Source organism: Xanthomonas sp. GPE 39, assembly GCF_000963005.1.
Lineage (GTDB): Bacteria > Pseudomonadota > Gammaproteobacteria > Xanthomonadales > Xanthomonadaceae > Xanthomonas_A.
Genome location: NZ_JZHZ01000007.1, coordinates 474,078 through 494,601, shown reverse-complemented (window position 1 = coordinate 494,601; position 20,524 = coordinate 474,078). Strand labels below are relative to the sequence as shown.

General features: G+C 61.3%; 25 protein-coding genes. 18 read left to right on the top strand and 7 right to left on the bottom strand.

Going from position 1 to position 20,524, the window contains the following annotated elements:
* Positions 1-31 precede the first annotated feature (31 nt).
* From XALGPE39_RS02000 to XALGPE39_RS01980, 5 genes are read right to left on the bottom strand one after another with little or no spacing between them, the layout of a single operon-like run.
* On the bottom strand, positions 32-547 hold the full coding sequence (locus XALGPE39_RS02000; protein WP_045726768.1) for a hypothetical protein: 516 nt from the start codon (positions 545-547) through the stop codon (positions 32-34).
* Complete coding sequence (locus tag XALGPE39_RS01995) at positions 544-915, bottom strand: hypothetical protein (RefSeq protein ID WP_045726767.1); 372 nt, start codon at positions 913-915, stop codon at positions 544-546. The genes XALGPE39_RS02000 and XALGPE39_RS01995 overlap by 4 nt, the downstream gene beginning before the upstream one ends.
* A complete protein-coding gene (locus XALGPE39_RS01990; RefSeq protein ID WP_045726766.1) occupies positions 915-2,303 on the bottom strand; it encodes a recombinase family protein in 1,389 nt (462 codons plus the stop codon). The genes XALGPE39_RS01995 and XALGPE39_RS01990 overlap by 1 nt, the downstream gene beginning before the upstream one ends.
* Positions 2,300-2,752 carry a DUF2924 domain-containing protein gene (locus XALGPE39_RS01985; protein WP_045726765.1) on the bottom strand — a complete coding sequence of 151 codons (453 nt, stop codon included), beginning with the start codon at positions 2,750-2,752 and terminating at the stop codon, positions 2,300-2,302. The genes XALGPE39_RS01990 and XALGPE39_RS01985 overlap by 4 nt, the downstream gene beginning before the upstream one ends.
* Positions 2,749-2,940, bottom strand: a complete 192-nt coding sequence (locus XALGPE39_RS01980; protein WP_045726764.1) for a hypothetical protein — start codon at positions 2,938-2,940, stop codon at positions 2,749-2,751. The genes XALGPE39_RS01985 and XALGPE39_RS01980 overlap by 4 nt, the downstream gene beginning before the upstream one ends.
* 184 nt (positions 2,941-3,124) lie before the next feature.
* Between XALGPE39_RS01980 and XALGPE39_RS01975 the strand changes: the two genes are divergently transcribed.
* The 12 genes from XALGPE39_RS01975 (at position 3,125) to XALGPE39_RS01925 (ending at position 12,101) form a co-directional block, all read left to right on the top strand.
* Complete coding sequence (locus XALGPE39_RS01975; protein ID WP_235429731.1) at positions 3,125-3,409, top strand: helix-turn-helix transcriptional regulator; 285 nt, start codon at positions 3,125-3,127, stop codon at positions 3,407-3,409.
* 336 nt (positions 3,410-3,745) lie between these two features.
* Positions 3,746-5,056 carry a hypothetical protein gene (locus tag XALGPE39_RS01970; protein ID WP_235429730.1) on the top strand — a complete coding sequence of 437 codons (1,311 nt, stop codon included), beginning with the start codon at positions 3,746-3,748 and terminating at the stop codon, positions 5,054-5,056.
* A gap of 13 nt (positions 5,057-5,069) precedes the next feature.
* The gene (locus XALGPE39_RS16155; RefSeq protein ID WP_200893854.1) at positions 5,070-5,249 is read left to right on the top strand and encodes a hypothetical protein; all 180 of its coding nucleotides are present in this window, start codon (positions 5,070-5,072) and stop codon (positions 5,247-5,249) included.
* A 135-nt stretch (positions 5,250-5,384) separates the two neighbouring features.
* Entirely contained in the window at positions 5,385-6,008 is a 624-nt protein-coding gene (locus XALGPE39_RS01965; RefSeq protein ID WP_200893853.1) for a hypothetical protein, read from the top strand.
* 220 nt (positions 6,009-6,228) lie between these two features.
* Positions 6,229-6,492 carry a helix-turn-helix domain-containing protein gene (locus XALGPE39_RS01960; RefSeq protein ID WP_082061805.1) on the top strand — a complete coding sequence of 88 codons (264 nt, stop codon included), beginning with the start codon at positions 6,229-6,231 and terminating at the stop codon, positions 6,490-6,492.
* A 118-nt stretch (positions 6,493-6,610) separates the two neighbouring features.
* Positions 6,611-6,886, top strand: a complete 276-nt coding sequence (locus XALGPE39_RS01955; protein ID WP_045726762.1) for a hypothetical protein — start codon at positions 6,611-6,613, stop codon at positions 6,884-6,886.
* A 2-nt stretch (positions 6,887-6,888) separates the two neighbouring features.
* Positions 6,889-7,140, top strand: coding sequence for a hypothetical protein (locus XALGPE39_RS01950; RefSeq protein WP_045726761.1), 252 nt, complete (start codon positions 6,889-6,891; stop codon positions 7,138-7,140).
* Entirely contained in the window at positions 7,137-9,410 is a 2,274-nt protein-coding gene (locus tag XALGPE39_RS01945; RefSeq protein ID WP_045726760.1) for a phage/plasmid primase, P4 family, read from the top strand. The genes XALGPE39_RS01950 and XALGPE39_RS01945 overlap by 4 nt, the downstream gene beginning before the upstream one ends.
* A gap of 133 nt (positions 9,411-9,543) precedes the next feature.
* Positions 9,544-10,008 carry a hypothetical protein gene (locus XALGPE39_RS01940; protein WP_045726759.1) on the top strand — a complete coding sequence of 155 codons (465 nt, stop codon included), beginning with the start codon at positions 9,544-9,546 and terminating at the stop codon, positions 10,006-10,008.
* A gap of 1 nt (position 10,009) precedes the next feature.
* The gene (locus XALGPE39_RS01935) at positions 10,010-10,213 is read left to right on the top strand and encodes a hypothetical protein (protein WP_012916867.1); all 204 of its coding nucleotides are present in this window, start codon (positions 10,010-10,012) and stop codon (positions 10,211-10,213) included.
* Positions 10,206-10,634, top strand: coding sequence for a DUF6362 family protein (locus XALGPE39_RS01930; protein ID WP_045726758.1), 429 nt, complete (start codon positions 10,206-10,208; stop codon positions 10,632-10,634). The genes XALGPE39_RS01935 and XALGPE39_RS01930 overlap by 8 nt, the downstream gene beginning before the upstream one ends.
* Before the next feature lie 210 nt (positions 10,635-10,844).
* A complete protein-coding gene (locus XALGPE39_RS01925; protein WP_045728895.1) occupies positions 10,845-12,101 on the top strand; it encodes a site-specific DNA-methyltransferase in 1,257 nt (418 codons plus the stop codon).
* Between the two features lie 113 nt (positions 12,102-12,214).
* Here the strand turns inward: XALGPE39_RS01925 and XALGPE39_RS01920 are convergent, their stop codons facing one another.
* Both XALGPE39_RS01920 and XALGPE39_RS01915 read right to left on the bottom strand, forming a co-directional pair.
* A complete protein-coding gene (locus tag XALGPE39_RS01920; protein ID WP_052689980.1) occupies positions 12,215-12,508 on the bottom strand; it encodes a hypothetical protein in 294 nt (97 codons plus the stop codon).
* Between the two features lie 162 nt (positions 12,509-12,670).
* Positions 12,671-13,135 (bottom strand): DUF3489 domain-containing protein, encoded by a 465-nt coding sequence (locus tag XALGPE39_RS01915; RefSeq protein WP_045726757.1) that lies wholly within the window; start codon positions 13,133-13,135, stop codon positions 12,671-12,673.
* Positions 13,136-14,077: 942 nt separating this feature from the next.
* Between XALGPE39_RS01915 and XALGPE39_RS01905 the strand changes: the two genes are divergently transcribed.
* From XALGPE39_RS01905 to XALGPE39_RS01880, 6 genes are all read left to right on the top strand, one after another.
* Positions 14,078-14,539, top strand: a complete 462-nt coding sequence (locus XALGPE39_RS01905) for a phage terminase small subunit P27 family (protein WP_045726755.1) — start codon at positions 14,078-14,080, stop codon at positions 14,537-14,539.
* Positions 14,518-16,260 carry a terminase TerL endonuclease subunit gene (locus XALGPE39_RS01900; RefSeq protein WP_200893851.1) on the top strand — a complete coding sequence of 581 codons (1,743 nt, stop codon included), beginning with the start codon at positions 14,518-14,520 and terminating at the stop codon, positions 16,258-16,260. The genes XALGPE39_RS01905 and XALGPE39_RS01900 overlap by 22 nt, the downstream gene beginning before the upstream one ends.
* On the top strand, positions 16,260-17,555 hold the full coding sequence (locus XALGPE39_RS01895; RefSeq protein WP_052689977.1) for a phage portal protein: 1,296 nt from the start codon (positions 16,260-16,262) through the stop codon (positions 17,553-17,555). The genes XALGPE39_RS01900 and XALGPE39_RS01895 overlap by 1 nt, the downstream gene beginning before the upstream one ends.
* Positions 17,539-18,480 (top strand): S49 family peptidase, encoded by a 942-nt coding sequence (locus XALGPE39_RS01890; protein WP_200893850.1) that lies wholly within the window; start codon positions 17,539-17,541, stop codon positions 18,478-18,480. Before XALGPE39_RS01895 ends, XALGPE39_RS01890 begins: the two co-directional genes overlap by 17 nt.
* A 119-nt stretch (positions 18,481-18,599) precedes the next feature.
* Entirely contained in the window at positions 18,600-19,985 is a 1,386-nt protein-coding gene (locus XALGPE39_RS01885; RefSeq protein ID WP_045726753.1) for a phage major capsid protein, read from the top strand.
* 28 nt (positions 19,986-20,013) lie between these two features.
* Positions 20,014-20,469, top strand: coding sequence for a hypothetical protein (locus tag XALGPE39_RS01880; protein WP_045726752.1), 456 nt, complete (start codon positions 20,014-20,016; stop codon positions 20,467-20,469).
* Positions 20,470-20,524 lie beyond the last annotated feature (55 nt).

Genomic DNA, 20,524 nt, shown 5'->3' with positions numbered 1-20,524 from the left:
ATAGTCTCTCGTCGCTGGCAGGCCATGAAAATCAGGAATCTGACTGTCGTGTTGTAGGAATTTTCCTACAGCATTGGCCTACCGCGAGTGCCTCACGCTGCGCCAGCCAAGATGCAGACAGTTTGCCGCGTAGCAATTGACTGACACTCACCTCAAGTCTCCCCGAGGCGATGGCCTCGACCACATCCGGGGCCAGTTGCGCCAGTCGGCTCATCCGGCTGGCCCGGCCGAGGTCGATGCCTTCGGCCTGCGCGATCTCGGTCATGGAATCGAACCGCCCCTGGTCCAGCAGACGCTGCCAGTGGTGCGCCAAGCCGAGCGCGCGCATCAACGCGGTGTCCTGCGGCACCTTGCGTACCTGTCGCTCACGACGGGCCTGCTCGCCGAACTCCTGCGGCATATCCAACGGGGTGATGACCTGCTGCTTGAATCCCCTGCGTATCAACGTCCAGGGCAGGAAGGTTTCCATCTGCACCCCGCCTGCCGGCAGCGGGATCTGATACGTCACCGGATCGCCCGTGACGCGCCCGCGATGTTGTTTACTCATCGCGGCTCCTCGAGACTGGCCATGAGCTGGCGCTGTGCATCCCAGTCGACCATGAGGCGGTTGCGCTGGAACCAGGCCAGGGTGAGCCGCCGTGGTTGCTTGCCCACCATGCACTGCTCCACGATGTCAGGGGCCAGCAGCGTCATGCGCTTGGACTCGTTGACTACTGACTGATCCAGGTTCTCCGCGCGCGCGATAGCCGCTCCGCTCGGCATGGCCCCGATATCCAGCAGATGCTGCCAGTAAAAGGCACGCGCCAGCCCTTCTATCAGCGTGGCGTCGTGGCCACTGCCCTCGCCTGCCGGCGCGCGCTGCACGCCACGGGAGCCAAATGTCAGCGGTACAAAGGTTTCCATCGACGCGTCCATCAAGCCTCGACCTCCAGCAATTCGGCACCGATGCTGTTTGGTACAAACTCCTCGATCAACGCGTTCCAGCCAATCTCCCGCCACCTCACCTTGATCCCGCGCATCTCGCCGGCGTGGACGAGGTCGATGCGCTCGATCATCAGATTGGCGATCCGGTGGCGTTCGACCGGGAACAGCTGATCCCACACGTCGTTGAGCTGCCTCATCGCCATCACGGTGGCGGCCTCGTCGATCTTGGCGCCGGTGCGTTGAATGTGTCGCACCACGGCGACCACCGACTCCGGGCTGGCCAGCACCGTGCGGATCTGGGCTACCACCGCCGCCTCAATCTCCGGCGCGGGCAGGCGCTCGCAACTTTTGCCCGAGGCGCCGAAACGTAATTCGGACTTGGACAAGTAGTAGTGGTACTTGCGCCCCTGCTTGGACGAATAGGTCGGATACATCCGCTCCCCGGAGGGCGCATACAGCAGGCCGCGTAGCAAGGCATCGCTGCGTGAGCGAGTCTTGGTCTCCGCCGCTCGGCGATGCCCGTCCTGGGCCAGCACCTCATGCACCCGCCCCCACAACCCCGGATCGATGATGGCCTCATGCATACCGGTGTACCAACTGCCCTTGTGCGACAACTCGCCGAGGTAGATGCGGTTGCGCAGCAGTTTGTGCAGGTATTTCTTGTCGATGCGTGTGCCTAGGCGCTCCTGCCCCTCTTGCGTCTTCCACGCCTTGGTGGTGATGCCCTCCTCGGCCAAGTTAGCAGCAATCTGGGTGGGCGAGCCGATGGTCAGCATCTGCGCAAAGATCCGGCGCACCACGGTGGCCTCGGTTTCGTTGATCACCAGCTTGCGGTGCTCGACGTCGTAGCCCAAGGGCGGCACGCCGCCCATCCAGAGTCCCTTGCGCTTGGAGGCCGCGATCTTGTCGCGGATACGCTCGCCGGTGACCTCGCGCTCGAACTGGGCGAAGGACAGCAGGACGTTGAGCATCAGCCGTCCCATCGAGGTGGTCGTATTGAACTGCTGCGTGACCGACACGAAGGACACGCCGTGGCGCTCGAACACCTCGACCATCTTGGAAAAGTCGGCCAGGCTGCGCGTCAAACGATCGATCTTGTAGACCACCACGATGTCGATCTGACCACGCTCGATGTCCGCCATCAGACGCTTCAGACCCGGTCGATCTGTGTTGCCACCGGAAAAGCCCGGATCGTCGTAGTCGTCGCCCACCCGCATCCACCCCTCGGTGCGCTGGCTGATTACATAGGCGTGGCCAGCCTCTTTCTGCGCATCGATGGAGTTGAACTCCTGATCCAGACGCTCGTCCGACGATACCCGGCAGTAGACGGCACAGCGTTTACGCGCCTTGTTGGAGGCCATCTGCGTGGAATCGCTCATCGGACACCGCCTTTCTGCTTCAGGCCAAAGAACAGCGGGCCAGACCAATGCGTGCCGGTGATGCGACGGGCAACGGCCGTCAGGCTCTTGAACGTGCTGCCCCCGTACTCGAACAGTCCCTGTGCCGTGACCAGGACTTTGTGTTCCCGCTCTCCCCATTCGCGCAGCAACACTGTGCCAGGTGCAAAGGCGATCTCCTCCGGCCGTGCCCGCAACTTGATCTTGGAGTGCTTGGCGCCAATGGCCTCCAGGCGCTGGCGCGTGGTGTGCGATAAACCGCCAAAGGCGTGTTCCTGGATCTTGTAGGCGATGCGCGATTCAATGAAGCCACGGTTGGGGTAAACGGGACGGCTGGTGAAATAGCGATCCCACACTGACCAAAGATCGGCGATAGGCAGACTGGACAGCGCGGCGATCTGAGCAGCGACAGAGGCGTGTTGGTCGTTCATGGAAACTCCTGCGGATAGGGAGTTGTATAGACGCTCTGGTCGGGCAGAAAGCCAAGTCCACTCTCGGCACTAGGTCGCACTTCCGGACACAAAGTACGGACGATGGCCGCAGCAAGGATGGTGGTGATCTCCTGGGCACGCGCGCTGGCGCTCAGCGTCGCAGCAGGTGCAAGTTCGAGGTGCTTCATGACGGCTCCGGGGAATAGCAACCGTCGAGGATGGTGCGTCGAAATCTCCGAAGTGGATGGCAACACAGGGTAATGGCCCGCGGTTCGATGTCGGCCCCCTCGATGGCGCACCTGCAGATAATTTAGCAACGGCTCAGGTGAGCGATAGGATGATCGGCACGTTAACCAAAAACGGAATTAGGTTATGGCCATGACATTTGGCGCCTTCATTCGCAAGAAGCGCAAGGAAAAAGGTATTCAGATGAATGACCTCGCGCGGCAACTTGCGATCTCTCCCGCTTACTGGTCGCGCATAGAACGCGACATGGAAAAGCCGCCCAAGGACGAACTAATCCAGAAGGCAGCGGACATCTTGGGCTTGAACGCCGACGACGCCTTCGTGGAGGCCAGTCGTCTTCCACCCGACATTCGCAACGATGTGGGAAGTCTGGTGCGGATGTACCGCAAGCACCCCAAAAAGGATCCGTGAGTGTCGCCTGCTGCCGATATGCCCGGCCAAGCGCTGGCGCTGATCACCCTGGCCGATGAGCGCGACCACTCCGTGCGGGTGGAGCGAGACGGCATTGTCTCTCAGGAGGCCAGGATGCACTAACGTCACGCCTGCCTCGCTGCCGACTTCGCGTCGGCATTATTTGCATTTTCAAATTAACAGTTCGCGCAATCGTGTAATTTTGAGAAATGGAATTTGCCCATGTCAGTCGATCCTCTTGATGGACAGCACCCCATTCCCGCTTCTGATCACCAGCCTGGCAAGCAGAAACGCACATGCCAATCGGATGATGCAGGTCCGCTCATCCTGCCGGACATGCAGCACTTCGTCACCTTGCTGCGCAAGGTCAAGCATCCGCACCAGGTCTTGCTGCTGATCGAGCGCGCCAGTGATTCCCCGTTACCCGAGACGGCGACGCTGACCGATGCGGCCAGGGGACCGCTCTCGGTTGAATCGCGCAAGACGATGTTCCATCGGGTCGCAACGCTCGACGCTACGGTCCGGCGTCGCATCGAACACGCCGCCGAGCGCATCATGCTGCTGGACGATGAGTACGGCGCTCAAGCCGTCCAATCGCTGCTCGACGAACACAGCGACGCCGAGTTCCTTGTCATGCCCAGCGACCGCCACAGTCGCGCGCTGTATCTGTATCTGTTGCAGGACTTCCTTGCCAGCGGCGCCAAGCCTGATCCACGCTTTGACCATGCCGAGCGCCTGCAAGCGATGCACCGGCAATGGAAGAGCGACAACTACTCCAGCCACTACCTTGGCCCCAGGGGCGCCGTGCCGCAAGTCGGCCCCGATGTCCAGGACGCCTTGCGCAGTCGCATCACCGCGCTGTTTCCGCAGGTGCCGGCCGACCAGATCCTCATCGAGCAATTCACCCAGCGTGATCTTGCGCACACCGATCCGAGCAGCGGGCAGGATGCAGATGACGCCGACTCCGTCCTCCTGCACACCCTCACCGCCACGTTCAATGGCGCGACCACTCATTACCAGCAGGTCAAGGATGGCGAGGTGGAAGACCATGAAGTGCCCGTTGCGATGTCGGCCTGTTTTTCATGGGAGCCACAGACCGGCGCGCTCAGCGTGCATTGCGAGGATCGTGAAATTCGCCGCGAGTTGGCCACTGTCTTCCGCGATGTTGCACTCGCCTGCAATGACGGCATTGCCGACATCCCCCTGCGCAAATTCGACATCGTTGGCTTTTCCACACCCGAGATGCTCGCGCGCTTGGAACATGAGCGTGTGGCCGGCGTGGAAAAAATCACGATCCTCCAACTCAAGGTCGAGCACCTGTTCGAGCAAATGACGTCCGACGAGGCCAACGAACGCGACATCGTGCAGCACCTGTCCAGCACCCTGCTCATCGGCCGGGATCGGCGCGACACCCGCAACATTTATGAGGTCGCCAACGACGACTACGGCATTGACGACCTGAGCAGGTACACCGTGACACAAGTCAAACTCGTGTTCCGGATGGCCAAACAGCCGCACCGCAAGGCGCATCACCTCGCCGTCCAGATCACCGCACCGAACGGTCTGAACGACAAGAGCAAGACCGAGGATGATCGCAAGCGCGTCCTGCAGCAGCTTGCTCGCATCGGCGTGCTTCGCGAGGGCTGAAGGGGCGCAGGCGATGTCAGTTTACTTGGAGTTTTTCAACGCCCTGGATCGGCTGCAACGACTTGACGCACCCGTGATGGCCAAGACACTCGGTCGATCCAGCGCCGATTTTTTGCATCGGCGCTGGATCACCGAGAGCGGATACCTCACCCATGTGATGGTGCCGTTCCTCGACTCGCAACACGAGGTCTAGGTCCAAGCCGACCCGGATGCGGCGCTCTACCGGTATCGCAGTCCACAGCAGCGCGGCAGGACGATCACCAGACCCTTGACGGAGATCGCCCTGTACACCCTGCGGTTGGACGTATGGCTCGAGGATATGGCCTGGTTGATCGGCATCGAGGAACCTCGGCGCTCCACTCGCCGTGTCAGCGTGCCCGATCACCTCTGGCATCTTGGCGATGCACGGATCATGGGCACCCACGATTTCGTGCCGGTGTTCGTGGCCCGGGCTTTCCAGCGCGCCCCGAAAATCGAGATGGCAACGGCGCTGGCCGATGCCATCTGGCCACGCAGTGGCGTCCTATTATTGGCGCCGCCGCCCTCGCTGACCGTCGTGCTACCACGTGACCACGCCATGCGATCTCTTCACGAATTCGTTCGCGTGGACGACGGCAGGGACGTCTTCGATGCGAACGCCTTCGACCGGGTCTTGCGTGGTCATGTCACGTCCACTGGGGTAACGGAACCGGAGCAGTTCTTACAGGGCCAACGCCTGAAGCTTCCCCACTTCGTGACCTGGCGTGAATTGTCGCGGGAACGCGCCAAGATCATCAAACACATGTGGGGGACCGACGGTCAGGCCGCTCCCGAGATGTCGTGGGCGCAGGTCAACCGCATCGCCAACACAGGCTACCAGTCCTTCGATGATGCCTTCGCTGGCAAGGCCGAGCGCGAGGACGTGCTCTGGCTGGTCAAGCGCGGCAAATACCGGCTGCGGCGCAAACCATAAACCCGCACATAAATCGAACCATACATGAACCAGCCACCAGTCCCTCGGTGATGCCTTCGCTGGCAAGGCCGGGCGTGAAGGCGTGCCCTGGCTGATCAAGCGCGGCAGATACCGGCTGCGGCGCAAAAACCATAAATCCGACCATAAATCCGACCATACACGAACCATAAATTCGTGTGGAAACTTCGCTGCGCCCATTTCACCCAAGAGGCGTATCGACATGACAACCCGACTTCCCGACACACAAATCGGTCAACTTTGTGAAAACAAAGATCCCGGTAGCACCACCCGCATCGCCCTTGACGAGAGCGAACTGGCCGCGCGCTGGGGACTCTCCGTCAAGACCCTGCGCCGCTGGCGCCAGGAACACCTCGGCCCGGTCTTCTGCAAGCTCGGAGCGCGCGTCACCTATCTGATCTGCGATGTCGAAGCCTTCGAGCAACGCGTCTCGCGCTACTCGACCTTCGCTCGGGCATATCCGTGAGCACGACGGCGATGCGCGATCAGACACCGACATCGCCGCGATGTGCGTTCGGTACCGCACACCCCCTGGACCCTGACACACCGTCCCTTTCCCATCCCATCCATTCGGAGCGACACGCATGAGCCTGATCACATCACTGCGCCAGAAGCTGTTTTACGTCTACGGCGAACATCTGCCTGAGGAAATCCACTATCACCGGGCCGACGGGCAACACGTCGTTGTCGCGCTCCAAGACGCCACGGTCGACGAACTGGCCTTCGCCATCCAGACCATCCACACCAAGTCTGTGGCACTGAGCCGCCATCGCAACGCGTTGGAAGAACTCCATACCGAGTTACGCAAACGCGCCGCGTGTGGGGCGGACCGCATCGCCGACGTTGCATGGGATAACTGAACATGACCCACCCCCATCCCGTCGAGCGCATCGAACCCATGGTCGATGCCAAATACGCGGCGGCGGCATTGCGCCTGCCCTACTACTGGTTCTCTGACCAGGCGATGCGCAACAAATATCGGATTCCGCACTATCTGCTGGGGGGTCTGGTGCGCTACCGCCTCTCAGAACTGTCCGCATGGGCGGCACGCAGCACGCTCGTCCAGCGCAGGGACACGCCGAACGTTGGTGACGCGACCGAGGGAGCCGAATGATCGACTCCAACAAACATCGCAGCAACATCGAACGCGTCGAGATACGCACCAGCCTGATCGCACGCCTGGAGTCCGTGTTGGCCACCGTGTTTCCCGCAGGCAAGAAGCGCGGCACGACGTTCTTCATCGGCGACACGCTGGGCAATGCGGGCGACAGTCTCGAAGTGGTCCTGGCAGGAGAAAAGGCGGGCCTGTGGATCGATCGTGCCACTGGCCAGGGCGGGGATCTCTTTGATCTGATCGCCGCCCACCTTGGCGCCGACATTCATACCGACTTCCCGAAGGTGCTGGATGAGGCCGCCGATCTGCTCGGCCGCGTCCGTTCGGCCCCGGTGCGCAAGGCCGGCAGGCAAGCGTCCGTGGCCGATCTCGGCCCCGCCACCGCCAAGTGGAACTACCTCGATGCCGACGGCAAGTTGATCGCCATCGTCTACCGCTACGATCCGCACGGGCGCAAGAAGCAGTACAGGCCGTGGGATGCCAAGCGCGGCAAGATGAGCCCACCCGACCCTCGCCCCCTGTACAACCAGCCGGGGTTGGTGACGGCCAGCCAGGTCGTGCTGGTCGAAGGGGAAAAATGCGCGCAAGCCTTGATCGGCATCGGCGTTGTGGCGACCACCGCGATGAATGGTGCCAACGCCCCGATCAACAAAACCGACTGGTCGCCATTGGCGGGAAAGTCGGTGCTGATCTGGCCTGACCGCGATCCCCCAGGGTGGGACTATGCCAACCGCGCCTCGCAGGCGATTCTCGGCGCGGGCGCAACCAGCGTTGTCATTCTGGTCCCACCTGATGACAAGCCGGAAGGCTGGGACGCGGCCGATGCCATCTCCAAGGGATTCGACGTCGGCGGTTTCCTCGCCGCTGGCGAACGGATACCGGTGACGCCACCTGTCGAAGAATCCTCCTCACCGGACCTGTTGAACGGTCTGGACTGGACAACCGAGGACGGGTTGGCTTCGGCCTTCACCCGCCGCTATGGCCAGGACTGGCGCTACTGCGCGCTGTGGGGCAAATGGCTGGTGTGGACGGGCGCGCGCTGGAATCCCGATCAGGTGCTGTACGTCTGGCATCTTGCGCGCGGCATCTGCCGGATGGCCTCGCTCAAGGCCGACACCCCCAGGCTCACGAGCAAGCTCGCCAGTTCGGCCACGATTTCCTCGGTCGAGAAGATCGCGCGCTCGGACCCCCAACATGCCTCGACCGCCGAAGAGTGGGACGCCAACGTCTGGGCGCTCAACACACCCGGCGGAGTGGTCGATCTGCGCACGGGCACGATGCGGGCGCACCGTCGCGATGACAGGATGACCAAGGTCACCACGGCCACACCTCAGAGCAGGGTGGACGCAAGCTGTCCGATCTGGTGCGCGTTCCTCGCCGACATCACAGGAGGGGACACCGAGTTGATCGCCTACCTGCAAATGATGGTCGGATACTGCCTGACAGGCGTCACCAGCGAACACGCGCTGTTCTTCCTGTACGGCACGGGCGCAAACGGCAAGTCGGTGTTCGTCAATGTGCTGACGACAATCCTGGGCGACTACGCGGCCAACGCGCCGATGGAGACGTTCATGGAGGCACGCACGGACCGGCATCCGACCGATCTTGCCGGCCTGCGTGGTGCACGTTTCGTCTGCAGCATCGAAACCGAGCAGGGACGGCGCTGGAACGAATCGAAGGTCAAAGCCATCACCGGTGGCGACAAGGTCTCGGCGCGCTTCATGCGCCAGGACTTCTTCGAGTACGTGCCGCAATTCAAGTTGGTGATCGCAGGCAATCACAAGCCCTCGATTCGCAACGTGGACGAGGCGATGAAGCGGCGACTGCACCTGATCCCGTTCACCGTCACCATCCCACCCGAACGGCGCGATGGTCGCCTCACGGAGAAGCTGCTCAAAGAGCGCGATGGGATTCTGGCCTGGGCCGTGGAAGGCTGCGGTCTCTGGCAACACCAGGGTTTGAAGCCAGCCGCCTGCGTAGCTTCGGCGACCGAGGAGTATTTCGAGGCCGAGGACGCACTCGGTCAATGGATCGAGGAGCGCTGCCTGCTGGCCAAAACCTACCGCAAGGGCGTCTCCGAACTCTTCGCGGACTGGCGCGAATGGGCAGAGCGTGCAGGCGAATACGTTGGCTCGGTCAAACGCTTCTCCGAGTTGATGGCGACGCGCAAGTTCGACAAGTGCCGGTTGACCGGAGGCGCGCGCGGCATGGCCGGCATCACCCTCAGACCCAAGCCGCACAACCATCACACCCCCTATCGCGATGACTGAAACAACAGGGCGAGTGACGGATGTGACGGGTTTTCTGATTAATGCGCTACACGTGCGCGCGCACATAAGAGAAGTTATACAGAAAACCCGTCGCATCCGTCACTCGCCCCCTCCCGACTTGGAGCACTTGACGATGAACACGACGATCCTGACCCTGGACCTGGGTACTCACACCGGGTGGGCGCTGCAGCACCTGGACGGCACCATCAACAGCGGCACCGAACATTTCACCCCGCAGCGATTCGAAGGCGGCGGCATGCGCTTCCTGCGCTTCAGACGCTGGCTCAACGAAGTGCTCTCCACCGGCAGTCACATCCACACGGTGTACTTCGAGGAGGTGCGCCGACATGCCGGCGTCGATGCCGCCCATGCCTATGGCGGCTTCATGGGGCATCTGACCGCATGGTGCGAGCACCACCAGATTCCCTACCAGGGCGTACCGGTCGGCACGATCAAGAAGCACGCCACCGGCAAGGGCAACGCGAGCAAAGACGACATGATCGCCGCCGCTCGGCGACGTGGTCATACCCCCATCGATGACAACCAAGCCGATGCACTGGCCCTGCTGCACTGGGCCATCGAGACACAGGGAGTGTGAAATGAAAATCCCGACCCCGACCTACCGCAGCCCGCTTGGACGCTTCCAGCCGGAGCGCGTGGATGTGGAGACGATCAAACGGCAAGGATGGCGCGACCAAGCCATCCTGGTCATCAACGCGCAGGATGAGCGACTGGATTTCATCGAGCGCGAAATCGTGCGACGCATCGGCGAACGCCTGTATGGGAGCAAGCGCCATGGTTAAACGGCATGCTCCGTGGACGATCCAGGAGATTGCGCATCGCTTCGAAGAGGCAGCCTCGACGGGGCGTCGACTGCCTTGCGTTCGCACACCCGGCTACTTCAACGCCTGGCCACACATCCTGCGGCAGCAGTGGGAGGCATTCGCCACAGAGGATCGACCCTATCGCCCCTTTCCACCGAGTCCGCAGGATGTCGAGCGCATGCTGGAGACGATGCGATGGGTGCTGTGGCTCGAAGTGGAACAACGTCACCTGGTGTGGATGCGCGCCAAGCGCTATGGCTGGCGGGACATCACGACCCGCTTCGCCTGTGATCGCACCACCGCATGGCGACGTTGGCACAAGGCACTGGAGATCGTGGCCGAACACCTCAACCGCGACGGACTGCGGTTGCCCTCCAAAAGCGTGGGCAACCCAGGGTAATGCTTGCGCTGATTGTCCACGCTTTGCCATACCTGTCTGTTTTGACGTCATCGCGGCGTGCAACACAACAGGCCGTCCGGGGGTAGTATTTCCGCTACCTTCTGGACAGACCTGTCAGCCACTGCACACAGCATGGCGACACAACTGGCCAACACCATCAACCCGCCGATGAGGACGACTCATGGCGGGTTTTTTCATTTCCAGGCCCCGATGAGCGCACTGCAGATCCACTACCGCCCGGTCGATTCGCTGATCCCCTATGCCCGCAATGCCAAACAGCATTCACAGGCTCAGGTCGCGCAGATCGCCGCCAGCATTCGCGAGTTCGGCTGGGGTGCGCCGATCCTGATCGACGGCCAGAACAATGTGATCGCCGGACACGGTCGTTTGCTGGCGGCTCGTCAGCTTGGCATGGCCGAGGTGCCGGTCGTCCCGTTGGATCACTTGAGCGACACGCAACGCCGCGCGCTGATCCTGGCCGACAACAAGATCGGCGAGAACGCCGCCTGGGATGACAGCCTGCTCGGCATCGAATTGTCCGAATTGCAAGACGCCGGCTTCGATCTCGGCCTGACCGGCTTCTCCCCGGAAGAATGGGAAGCGCTGATCGCCGGTGACGACGCCACCAAGGACGGGCTCACCGACGACGACAATGTGCCGGAGGTACCCGCAACGCCCATCTCCAAAACAGGCGACGTGTGGCTGTTGGGCGAGCACAGGCTGCTGTGCGGCGACGCCACCAAGGCCGACGACTACACCCTGCTGCTCGGCGACGAATTGCCCGACATGGCCTTCACCGATCCGCCCTACAACGTGAATTACGCCAACACCGCCAAGGACAGGATGCGCAGCAAGGACCGCCCGATCCTGAACGATAACTTGGGCGAAGGCTTTGGCGGCTTCCTGACCGAAGCATGCATGAACATCCTGGGATGCACCAAGGGCGCGGTGTACATCGCCATGAGTTCCAGCGAACTCGATACGCTGCAATCGGCCTTCCGTGCAGCCGGTGGTCACTGGTCGACCTTCATCATCTGGGCCAAGAACACCTTCACGATGGGCCGTGCGGACTACCAGCGCCAGTACGAGCCCATCCTGTACGGCTGGCGCGAGGGCATCGATCACTTTTGGTGTGGCGCTCGCGACCAGGGCGATGTCTGGCAGATCAAGAAGCCGCATAAGAACGACCTGCATCCGACCATGAAGCCGGTCGAATTGGTCGAGCGCGCCGTGCGCAACAGCAGCAAGACCAAGGACATCGTGCTCGATCCGTTCGGCGGCTCCGGCTCCACGCTCATTGCCTGCGAAAAGTCCGGCCGGCGCGCGCGCTTGATCGAACTTGATCCGAAGTATGTCGACGTGATCGTGCGCCGCTGGCAGGACTACACCGGGCAAGCAGCAATACGCGCCAGCGATGGTGTGAAATTTGGTTCAACGCTGGAGGCCGAGCAGCCAGGGATGGCGTAAATCCCCCCGCCTGCCCTCGCCTTGCAGCAACCGGTGACGGTGCTGCGCACCGTCACCGCTGTCATGCAATACCCGAGCAAGAAGCCAGGCAATGCCTGGCTTCTTTTCCTCGGTCAATCGTTAGCGCTTTTTTCGCGAGTGCGCGGCTTGGCTTGTTCGGTAACGGCCTCTATCGGCTTGACCCTGGCCATCGCCTTGAGCGGAAATTCCAGCGCCTTGTAGCCCTCGTCGGCGATGAACCAGTCATCGCCGATGCGCTTGATCAGATTCCGATTGCGGAGGCCGTCGATCACCCTCTGGCGGTCAGCGCCTTTGACGTTGCCGGGAACCCAAGTGATCTTGCCCTCGTTGTAATCATCGGCGTTGGCCAGAATGGCGAGTTGGATTGGTGTGATTCGGCTGGTCATTTGAATCTTCCTACGTGTTGGTTGGTGACTGTATGTACGCTCTAATCACCTAGAAATCCAAGTAGTTTTTGCATATTTTCTGATTATTTTTTGTTTTCTTCTTGAGCATTATCCAATGCTCTACGAATTCTTAACTCCACGCATATTTCACCCTATTTTTTTTCATTCGACGCGGTAGACACGCTCACCACCATTGGCTTTATCCGAGATAATGCTCAAACCCAGCCTTTTCTTGAATGCTCCGGCAAAAGTGCCGCGCACCGTATGTGGCTGCCAGCCGGTTGCCTCGCAAATCTGCGCGATGGTGGCGCCTTCATGGCGCTTGAGCATTGCAATCACCTGAGCCTGTTTGCTGTTTTCGCGAGTGCGCGGTTTGGCTTGGACGGCCTCTGGCGCCTTGGCACTGACTGGCGCCTTGCGCGACACGCCCAACGCTTTGTAGCCCTGGGCGCTGATGATCCAAGCATTGCGGTTTGGCTTGATAAATGCGCGATTGAACAGTGATTCGAGCACTTTTTTGCGCGCACCACCGTTGAGATTGTCGGGAACCCAAGTGATCTTGCCCTCGGTATGCTGATGGGCGTGGGTCAGGATGGCGTGCTGGGTGGGTGTGAGCTGGGTGGTCATTTGAATTGTCCTCGGCGTGTTGGTTGGTGATCGCATGAACGCTCCAATCACCTAAAAAGCCAAGTGGTTTTTGCACATTTTTTGCTTATTTTTTTGTTTCCTTCTTGAACAGGCTCCGATGCCCTGCAAAGCCCCCACGCCATGCCGCCACCCTGGTTGCGGCAAGCTGGTTTCGGATGGTTCTGGCTACTGCGCCGACCATCAACGTGACAAGTCGGGGTGGTACCAAGACCGACGCAATGCACATCAACGTGGCTACGGCGCAAAGTGGCAGAAACTGCGCGCCGTCGTCATGCAGCGCGATCAAGGACTGTGCCAGCCATGCAAACAGTCAGGACGCTTGACGCCAGCCGTGGCGGTGGACCACATCGTCCCAAAGTCGCAGGGCGGCACCGATCATCCAAACAACTGCCAGGCGATCTGTCATCGCTGTCACGTACTCAAGACGGCGCAGGAATCGCGCCAGGGACGCGAAGGTGTTTGATGAAAAACAATCTGGACAGATGCACAATGACAACAGTCATGGCATGCTCGATCCACTGCCGTGTAGGCAGCTCAGAAATCGCGTATGGGCCAACGTGAACACGCTGGCGAGTTCACTGCCGTGTAGGCAGCTCAGAAATTCTTGCGGCGGGACAACGAACACCGTCCGCGGTTCACTGCCGTGTAGGCAGCTCAGAAAACTTACGCCCTTCGCGCCCGTCCTTGATCATCGTTCACTGCCGTATAGGCAGCTCAGAAATTCACCTGGTCTCCAACGGCCAGTTCGGTCTTGTTCACTGCCGCATAGGCAGCTCATGCAATGTTCGGGGCATCAATCGGACCCGATGCTGGGTAGGGGGGTCAAATCCTTGCGATGCAATCGCAAAAGACCGCTCGCTCCATCAATTTTTCTCGCGTGCAAAATGAAACAGGGGGGGGTCCCCCCTGCAAGGAATCAATATGGCCGGACGCAAGCGTCTTCCCACCACCGTCAAGCAGATCAAAGGCACGCTGCAAAAGTGCCGCACCAACCTGGGCGAACCCAAGCCACAAGGTGATCTGACAGAGCCACCCGACTACATGAGCGAGGGCGCAAAGTCAGCCTGGCGCTACGCGCTGGAATGCGCGCCACCGCATCTGCTCAAGCGCCTGGACATGTCGGTGCTGGAAGTGTGGGCCTGTGCCGCTGATCTGTATCGCAAGGCACAGACCGGCATCAACAAGAGCGGATTGCTATTGAAGGCACCCAACACCGGCGTGCCGATGCAGTCACCGTATCTGTCCATCGCCAACAAGCAGGCGCAGATCATGACCAAGGCGGCAACCGAGATGGGCTTTACGCCGGCATCGCGCTCGCGTGTCAGCTTGCCCATGGAAACCGCTGAAGACGCCCTGGACCCTTGGGCAGACATCGCCGGCTAGGTAGCGCGATAGCAACCTCACATTACGCCACGCTCGCCTATCGCTATGCCGAAGCCGTGGTCGCCGGCGACATCCTCGCCTGCCGCTGGGTGCAACGCGCCTGCCAACGCCAACTGGACGACCTGGCGCGCTACACCGGCAAAGCCAGTCCCTACCGCTTCAATCCGAAGCTCAAGGACAAGCAGGGTCGCACCTTTTTGCCGGCCGACAACCTGTGCGCCTTCATCGAGCGGCTACCGCACGTCAAAGGTCCACTGGCCGGCGCATCGATCCAGTTGGAACCGTGGCAGGTGTTCATCCTCTCTACCGCATTTGGTTGGGTGCGGCCCGATGGCAAGCGACGGTTTCGTCGCTCCTACATCGAGGTGCCACGCGGCAATGCCAAATCCACCCTGTCCTCGGCGGTGAGCCTGTACATGCTCACGGCCGATGGCGAGGGCGGTGCCGAGGTGTACAGCCTGGCCACCACGCGGGACCAAGCGCGCATCGTGTTCGGCGACGCACAGACCATGGCGCGACGCAGCGCCGGGTTCCGCAGTCGCTTCGCGGTGAACGTTGGCGCACACAACATGCATGTGCTGGGCAGCGGCTCCAAGTTCGAAGCGTTGTCAGCCGAGGGCTCGACGCTGGATGGGCTCAACATCCACTTCGGCTGCATCGACGAACTGCATGCCCACAAGACGCGCACGGTCTACGACGTCGTCGAAACCGGCATGGGTAAACGTGACAACTCGCTGCTGTGGGTGATCACCACCGCCGGCAGCAACCGCGCTGGCATCTGCTATGAGGTGAGGACCTTCGTTACCAAGCTGCTCGATGGTGTGATCCAGGACGATACCCAGTTCGGGATCATCTACGGTCTGGATGAGGGCGATAGCTGGGACACCGAGCAGGCGCTGATCAAGGCCAATCCGAACTGGGGCATCTCGGTGCGTCCGGAGGTGTTGGGACCGCTGCAGGCCAAGGCCATGCAACTACCCAGCGCCATCAACAACTTCAAGACCAAGCACCTCAACGAATGGGTCAACGCCCACACCGCGTGGATGGACATGCGCGCCTGGGATGCATGTGCTGACTCCACCCTGGACCTGGATGACTTCGATGGGCAACCCTGTTGGATCGGCCTGGATCTGGCCAGCAAGACAGACATCGCCGCGCTCATGGTGGTGTTCCAACACCCGGACATCGCCGATGCCTACGCGGTCTTCGGCAAGTATTACCTGCCCGAGGACACGGTCCAGGCCGCCGGCAACAGCCAATATCCCGGCTGGATGCGTAGCGGGCGGCTGACGGTCACCGTGGGCAATGTGATCGATTTTAGTTGGATCGAGGCGGACCTGATCCAGATGGCCTCGCGTTTTGAAATCCAGGCCGTGGCCTTCGATCCGTTCCAGGCCACGCAGTTGTCCACGCGGATGCTGGCCGAAGGTCTGCCGATGATCGAAGTGCGCCCAACGGTACTCAATTTCTCAGAACCGATGAAAACCCTGGAGGCGCTGGTGCTGCAGAAAAAACTCGTCCATGACGGCGACCCGGTGCTGGCGTGGATGGCCAGCAATGTCGTCGCGCACTTGGACGCGAAGGACAACATCTATCCACGTAAGGAGCGACCAGAGAACAAGATCGACGGCATCGTCGCCCTGATCATGGCGTTCTCGCGCGCGATCAAACCTGGCGACGGCATCGTCATCGACAGCAGCTACCAATTGATGGTGTTGTGATGGGACGCCTTGCCGATTTCCTCGGCCATTTCGGCCGCGCGCGCGCTGATGCGAACGACCGCAGCGCATGGGGATCGTTCTGGTTCGAGCCGGTCACTCTGCGCACCACCAGTGGCGCACGGATTTCGAGCGAGTCGGCGCTGCGTCTGTCAGCCGTCTATGCCTGCGTGCGCATCCTGGCCGAAAGCATGGCCTCCTTGCCTTTCATCCTGTACAGCCCACACAGCCGTGGCAAGGTGGAGGTGACCGATCACTGGTTGTACCGGCTATTCCACGTCCGCCCGAATCGGTATCAGAACCCATTCGAGTGGCGCGAAATGCTCATGGGCCACCTGGCGCTGCGCGGCAATGCGTTCTGTCGCATCCTCAGCGATGCAGCCGGCCAGATCACCGATCTGATCCCAATCCACCCGGATCGGGTCAGCCTGGTGCTCTCCAACACCCAAGCCGATGAATACAGCTACCGCATCATCGACCGCTTCGGCAATCAGACCATTCTGCCGCGCGGCGCTGTCTGGCATCTGCGGGGGCTGTCCTCCGACGGCATGATCGGCCTGTCGCCTATCGAGATGGCGCGCGAGAGTGTTGGCCTGGCGCTCACCGCCCAGGAGTACGGCTCGCGCTTTTTTGCCAACGATGCCAAGCCCACGGGCGGCTGGATCGAATACCCCGGCACCTTCAAGGACAAACCTGCCCGCGACAACTTCCGAGAGTCTTACCAGCACGCGCAAGGCGCGATGAACCGGGGCAAGGTGCTGGTCCTGGAAGCAGGCATGAAGTACCACGAGGTCGGCGTGACCAACAAGGAAGCGCAGTTCCTCGAGCTACGCAAATTTCAGGTCACCGACATTGCGCGCTTGTTCCGTGTTCCGCCACACATGATTGCGGACCTCGATCGTGCGACCAATAACAACATCGAACAGCAGTCAATCGAGTTCGTCCGCTACACCATGCGCCCCTGGGCCGAGCGCTGGGAAGCCAGCATCCGCGCCGACCTAATGCTCGATGAAGAAGACATGGACTGCGAATTCGATTTCGCGGCCTTGATGCGCGGTGACGCCAACAGCCGAGCGACTTACTACTCGGCGATGGTCAGCATGGGAGCGCTTACCCGCAATGAGGTCCGCATGGCCGAGAACTACGCACCGCTGCCTGGATTGGACGAACCCTTGGTGGCGCTCAACATGGGCGCCACCGGCCCCAATCAGCAGCCCACACCGACACAAGCGCCGCCGGATGACGACAACGCCGAACCCAGCAAGATCAACGAACAAGACGATGACGATGAAACGTGACATGCGCGGGGAACTACTGCTGGCCGAGTTCCTGACCACCCCCTGGGCCTTGATGCCCGAGCATCTGCATGCGCTGACTGCCGTGTTTGACCGTTGGAGCAAGCATGCGCCGGCCGGTGAAGACCTCCTCGAGCGCGTGATGGCAGACCGCCAGGCACGTCAGATCAAACGTCAAAGTGCGCAATCGGCGTCAGGCGATGGCATCGCGATACTCCCGCTGTATGGCGTGGTGACACAGCGCGGCAACATGGTCGAGGATGTGTCTGGCCCTGGCACCACCAGCACGCAGTTGCTTGGTGCCGCCTTGCGCCAGGCGCTCGCCGATGACACGGTCAGCCAGATCCTGATCGACATCGACAGCCCCGGCGGCAGCGTCTACGGTGTTGCCGAACTGGCGGACCAGATCCAGTCGGCGCGCTCGACCAAGCCGGTCGTGGCCGTGGCCAACAGCCTGGCCGCCAGCGCGGCCTACTGGATCGGCTGCGCCGCTGGGGAGTTGTACGTCACCCCCGGCGGCGAAGTCGGCTCCATCGGGGTGTGGCAAGCGCACTTCGACTATTCGCAAGCGCTGGCCGCTGACGGCGTCACCCCCACCTTGATCTCGGCTGGCAAATACAAGGTCGAAGGCAATCCATACGGACCGCTGGACGAGCAAGCGCTTGGCTTTATGCAATCGCGCGTAGATGACTACTACGGCGCGTTCACCAAAGCCGTCGCCAAAGGGCGTGGCCAGCCGATTGCAAGCGTGCGCGATGGCATGGGCCAGGGCCGCGTGCTGGGCGCAGACGCGGCCCTGGGCCAAAAGATGGTCGATGGCATCGCGACCTTCGATGACGTGATCGCGATGATGCAAAAGCGTGGCCGCGCGCAGAGCCGCGCCACGTCCCGCCTCACCCAAGCCAGGAACACGCTGGCCTTGATGTGAATTCCCCACTGTCCGACATGACCGGGCAGAACCAACGCACAGCCGCCTGAGGGAAGCCTCGGCGGCTTTTTTTATACCCGCGCTCACCCGCACGGGTTTTTTCATTTGGAGAACCCGCAATGAGCAAACACCTACGAGAACTTCAGGCCAAGAAGGCCAAGCTCGTCAAGGAAGCCCGCGCCTTGACCGAAGGCGCCGCCGCCGAGAACCGCGATCTGACGGTCGAAGAGGTCAGCCACTTCGACGCACTACGCGCGCAGATCGAAACAGCGTCTGCCGCCATCGACCGGGAGATGAGCCTGGTAGCCGATGAAGCACGCTCGGCCAGCGTCGCGGTGGCGTTGGCATCAAGCGCCGCCGCGTCGCCGTCTCCTGCTGCCGTCAGCATGCCGGCCGGCGCGAGCATCATCAGCGTCAGCGACAACCGAGAACTCGACCCACGTCGCGGCTTTGCCAGCGTCGGTGAATTCCTCAAATCCGTGCGACAAGCCGAGAGCGCACGTCGCTCAGGCGGCATGGTCGACGAGCGGCTGCTGGTGGGGTCCGGAATCGGCGCCGTCGCTCCCGGACTGGCAGCCAATGAATCGGCCGGCGTGGACGGCGGCTTTGCCATACCGCCGCAGTTTTCCCAGGACATCTTCACCCTCTCGCTAGGCGAGGACGGTCTGCTGCCCATGACCGACAACGTCGAGATCTCCGGCAACAGCATCGCCTTTCCTCGGGATGAGACCACGCCGTGGGGATCGAACGGCGTGCGGGCCTATTGGCAAGGTGAAGCGTCGGTGGCCCAGGCGACCAAGCCGCAACTGGGCCTGACCACCCTGCGACTCAAAAAGCTCATGACACTGGTGCCGATCACCTCCGAGTTGCTGGAGGACACCAACGCACTGACCTCCTATCTGCCACAGCAAATCGCCGAACGCATCCGCTGGAAGACCAACGAGGCCATCCTCAACGGACAAGGCGATGGCGTTCCGCTGGGCGCCTTCCAGTCCGGCGCGGTGATCACCGTGCCCAAGGATCAGAATCAGGCCAGCCAGACGTTGTCGCTGGAGAACCTGCTCAACATGCAGTCGCGCTTCATGCCTGGCTCTGAGAACAGGGGCGTATGGATCATCAACAAGTCGGTCCAAGCCAAGCTCTACGGCATCACCTGGAACGGCATGCCGGCATTCATGCCCATTGGCTACCAGATCAACCTCGGCGGCTCGCTCACACAGGTGCAGCGCAATACCTTGCTGGGAATGCCGGTGATCTTCTCCCAGCACCCTGCCCCACTCTCCAGTCAAGGTGACGTGCTGCTGGTAGACCTGCGGTACTACCAGACGATCACCAAGGCCGGCGGCCTGCAGAGCGCCACCAGCATGCATCTGTACTTCGATGCCGATGCGGTGGCCTTCCGCACGACCTTCCGCATGGATGGGCAAAGCAAGATCGCACAGGCCGTCGCACCCGCCAAGGGCGTAGCCACGCTCTCGCCTTTTGTCCAGCTCGGCGCGCGCTGAACCCACATCACACACACAAGGACATTCCATGGGTTTTCCCAATACCAAGGGGTCGGAGCAATTGGCCATTGTGGGCAGCACGAGCCCCGTCAACGCCAATACTGCGCAAACCGACTGGATCGCTGTCAGCAACGTCCATCGCCTGCTGGCATTGATCGTGATCGGTGCCAACGTAGGCGGCGTGCTGAACGCACAGCTATTGCAAGCACTCGACGCCACAGGCACCAACGCCAAACTCATCACTGCCGCCAATGGCCAAGCCAAAGCGCTGACGCCGATCACCATCGGCAATGCGGCCAACCTGCAGGCGCTGATCGATTGCTCGGTCGATGAACTCGACACCAACAACGGCTACGCCTTCGTGCAATTGCAAATCACGCTCTCCTCCGTCGGCACCATCGCTGGTCTGCTGCTGGGCATCAATCCACGTTTCGAACCTGCCAGCGCTCTCAACGCTGCATCCGTATTGCAGATCACCGGCTGATCTTGGATCAGCCCTCATCCACACCGTTTCCCCAACCGCTCCACCCTCATCAAAG

What these genes read in the sequence shown, in the direction of transcription:
- XALGPE39_RS02000 (WP_045726768.1), bottom strand. Translation starts at nt 547, where the DNA reads ATGAGTAAACAACATCGCGGGCGCGTCACGGGCGATCCGGTGACGTAT.
- XALGPE39_RS01995 (WP_045726767.1), bottom strand. Translation starts at nt 915, where the DNA reads ATGGACGCGTCGATGGAAACCTTTGTACCGCTGACATTTGGCTCCCGT.
- XALGPE39_RS01990 (WP_045726766.1), bottom strand. Translation starts at nt 2,303, where the DNA reads ATGAGCGATTCCACGCAGATGGCCTCCAACAAGGCGCGTAAACGCTGT.
- XALGPE39_RS01985 (WP_045726765.1), bottom strand. Translation starts at nt 2,752, where the DNA reads ATGAACGACCAACACGCCTCTGTCGCTGCTCAGATCGCCGCGCTGTCC.
- XALGPE39_RS01980 (WP_045726764.1), bottom strand. Translation starts at nt 2,940, where the DNA reads ATGAAGCACCTCGAACTTGCACCTGCTGCGACGCTGAGCGCCAGCGCG.
- XALGPE39_RS01975 (WP_235429731.1), top strand. Translation starts at nt 3,125, where the DNA reads ATGGCCATGACATTTGGCGCCTTCATTCGCAAGAAGCGCAAGGAAAAA.
- XALGPE39_RS01970 (WP_235429730.1), top strand. Translation starts at nt 3,746, where the DNA reads ATGCAGCACTTCGTCACCTTGCTGCGCAAGGTCAAGCATCCGCACCAG.
- XALGPE39_RS16155 (WP_200893854.1), top strand. Translation starts at nt 5,070, where the DNA reads ATGTCAGTTTACTTGGAGTTTTTCAACGCCCTGGATCGGCTGCAACGA.
- XALGPE39_RS01960 (WP_082061805.1), top strand. Translation starts at nt 6,229, where the DNA reads ATGACAACCCGACTTCCCGACACACAAATCGGTCAACTTTGTGAAAAC.
- XALGPE39_RS01955 (WP_045726762.1), top strand. Translation starts at nt 6,611, where the DNA reads ATGAGCCTGATCACATCACTGCGCCAGAAGCTGTTTTACGTCTACGGC.
- XALGPE39_RS01950 (WP_045726761.1), top strand. Translation starts at nt 6,889, where the DNA reads ATGACCCACCCCCATCCCGTCGAGCGCATCGAACCCATGGTCGATGCC.
- XALGPE39_RS01945 (WP_045726760.1), top strand. Translation starts at nt 7,137, where the DNA reads ATGATCGACTCCAACAAACATCGCAGCAACATCGAACGCGTCGAGATA.
- XALGPE39_RS01940 (WP_045726759.1), top strand. Translation starts at nt 9,544, where the DNA reads ATGAACACGACGATCCTGACCCTGGACCTGGGTACTCACACCGGGTGG.
- XALGPE39_RS01935 (WP_012916867.1), top strand. Translation starts at nt 10,010, where the DNA reads ATGAAAATCCCGACCCCGACCTACCGCAGCCCGCTTGGACGCTTCCAG.
- XALGPE39_RS01930 (WP_045726758.1), top strand. Translation starts at nt 10,206, where the DNA reads ATGGTTAAACGGCATGCTCCGTGGACGATCCAGGAGATTGCGCATCGC.
- XALGPE39_RS01925 (WP_045728895.1), top strand. Translation starts at nt 10,845, where the DNA reads ATGAGCGCACTGCAGATCCACTACCGCCCGGTCGATTCGCTGATCCCC.
- XALGPE39_RS01920 (WP_052689980.1), bottom strand. Translation starts at nt 12,508, where the DNA reads ATGACCAGCCGAATCACACCAATCCAACTCGCCATTCTGGCCAACGCC.
- XALGPE39_RS01915 (WP_045726757.1), bottom strand. Translation starts at nt 13,135, where the DNA reads ATGACCACCCAGCTCACACCCACCCAGCACGCCATCCTGACCCACGCC.
- XALGPE39_RS01905 (WP_045726755.1), top strand. Translation starts at nt 14,078, where the DNA reads ATGGCCGGACGCAAGCGTCTTCCCACCACCGTCAAGCAGATCAAAGGC.
- XALGPE39_RS01895 (WP_052689977.1), top strand. Translation starts at nt 16,260, where the DNA reads ATGGGACGCCTTGCCGATTTCCTCGGCCATTTCGGCCGCGCGCGCGCT.
- XALGPE39_RS01890 (WP_200893850.1), top strand. Translation starts at nt 17,539, where the DNA reads ATGACGATGAAACGTGACATGCGCGGGGAACTACTGCTGGCCGAGTTC.
- XALGPE39_RS01885 (WP_045726753.1), top strand. Translation starts at nt 18,600, where the DNA reads ATGAGCAAACACCTACGAGAACTTCAGGCCAAGAAGGCCAAGCTCGTC.
- XALGPE39_RS01880 (WP_045726752.1), top strand. Translation starts at nt 20,014, where the DNA reads ATGGGTTTTCCCAATACCAAGGGGTCGGAGCAATTGGCCATTGTGGGC.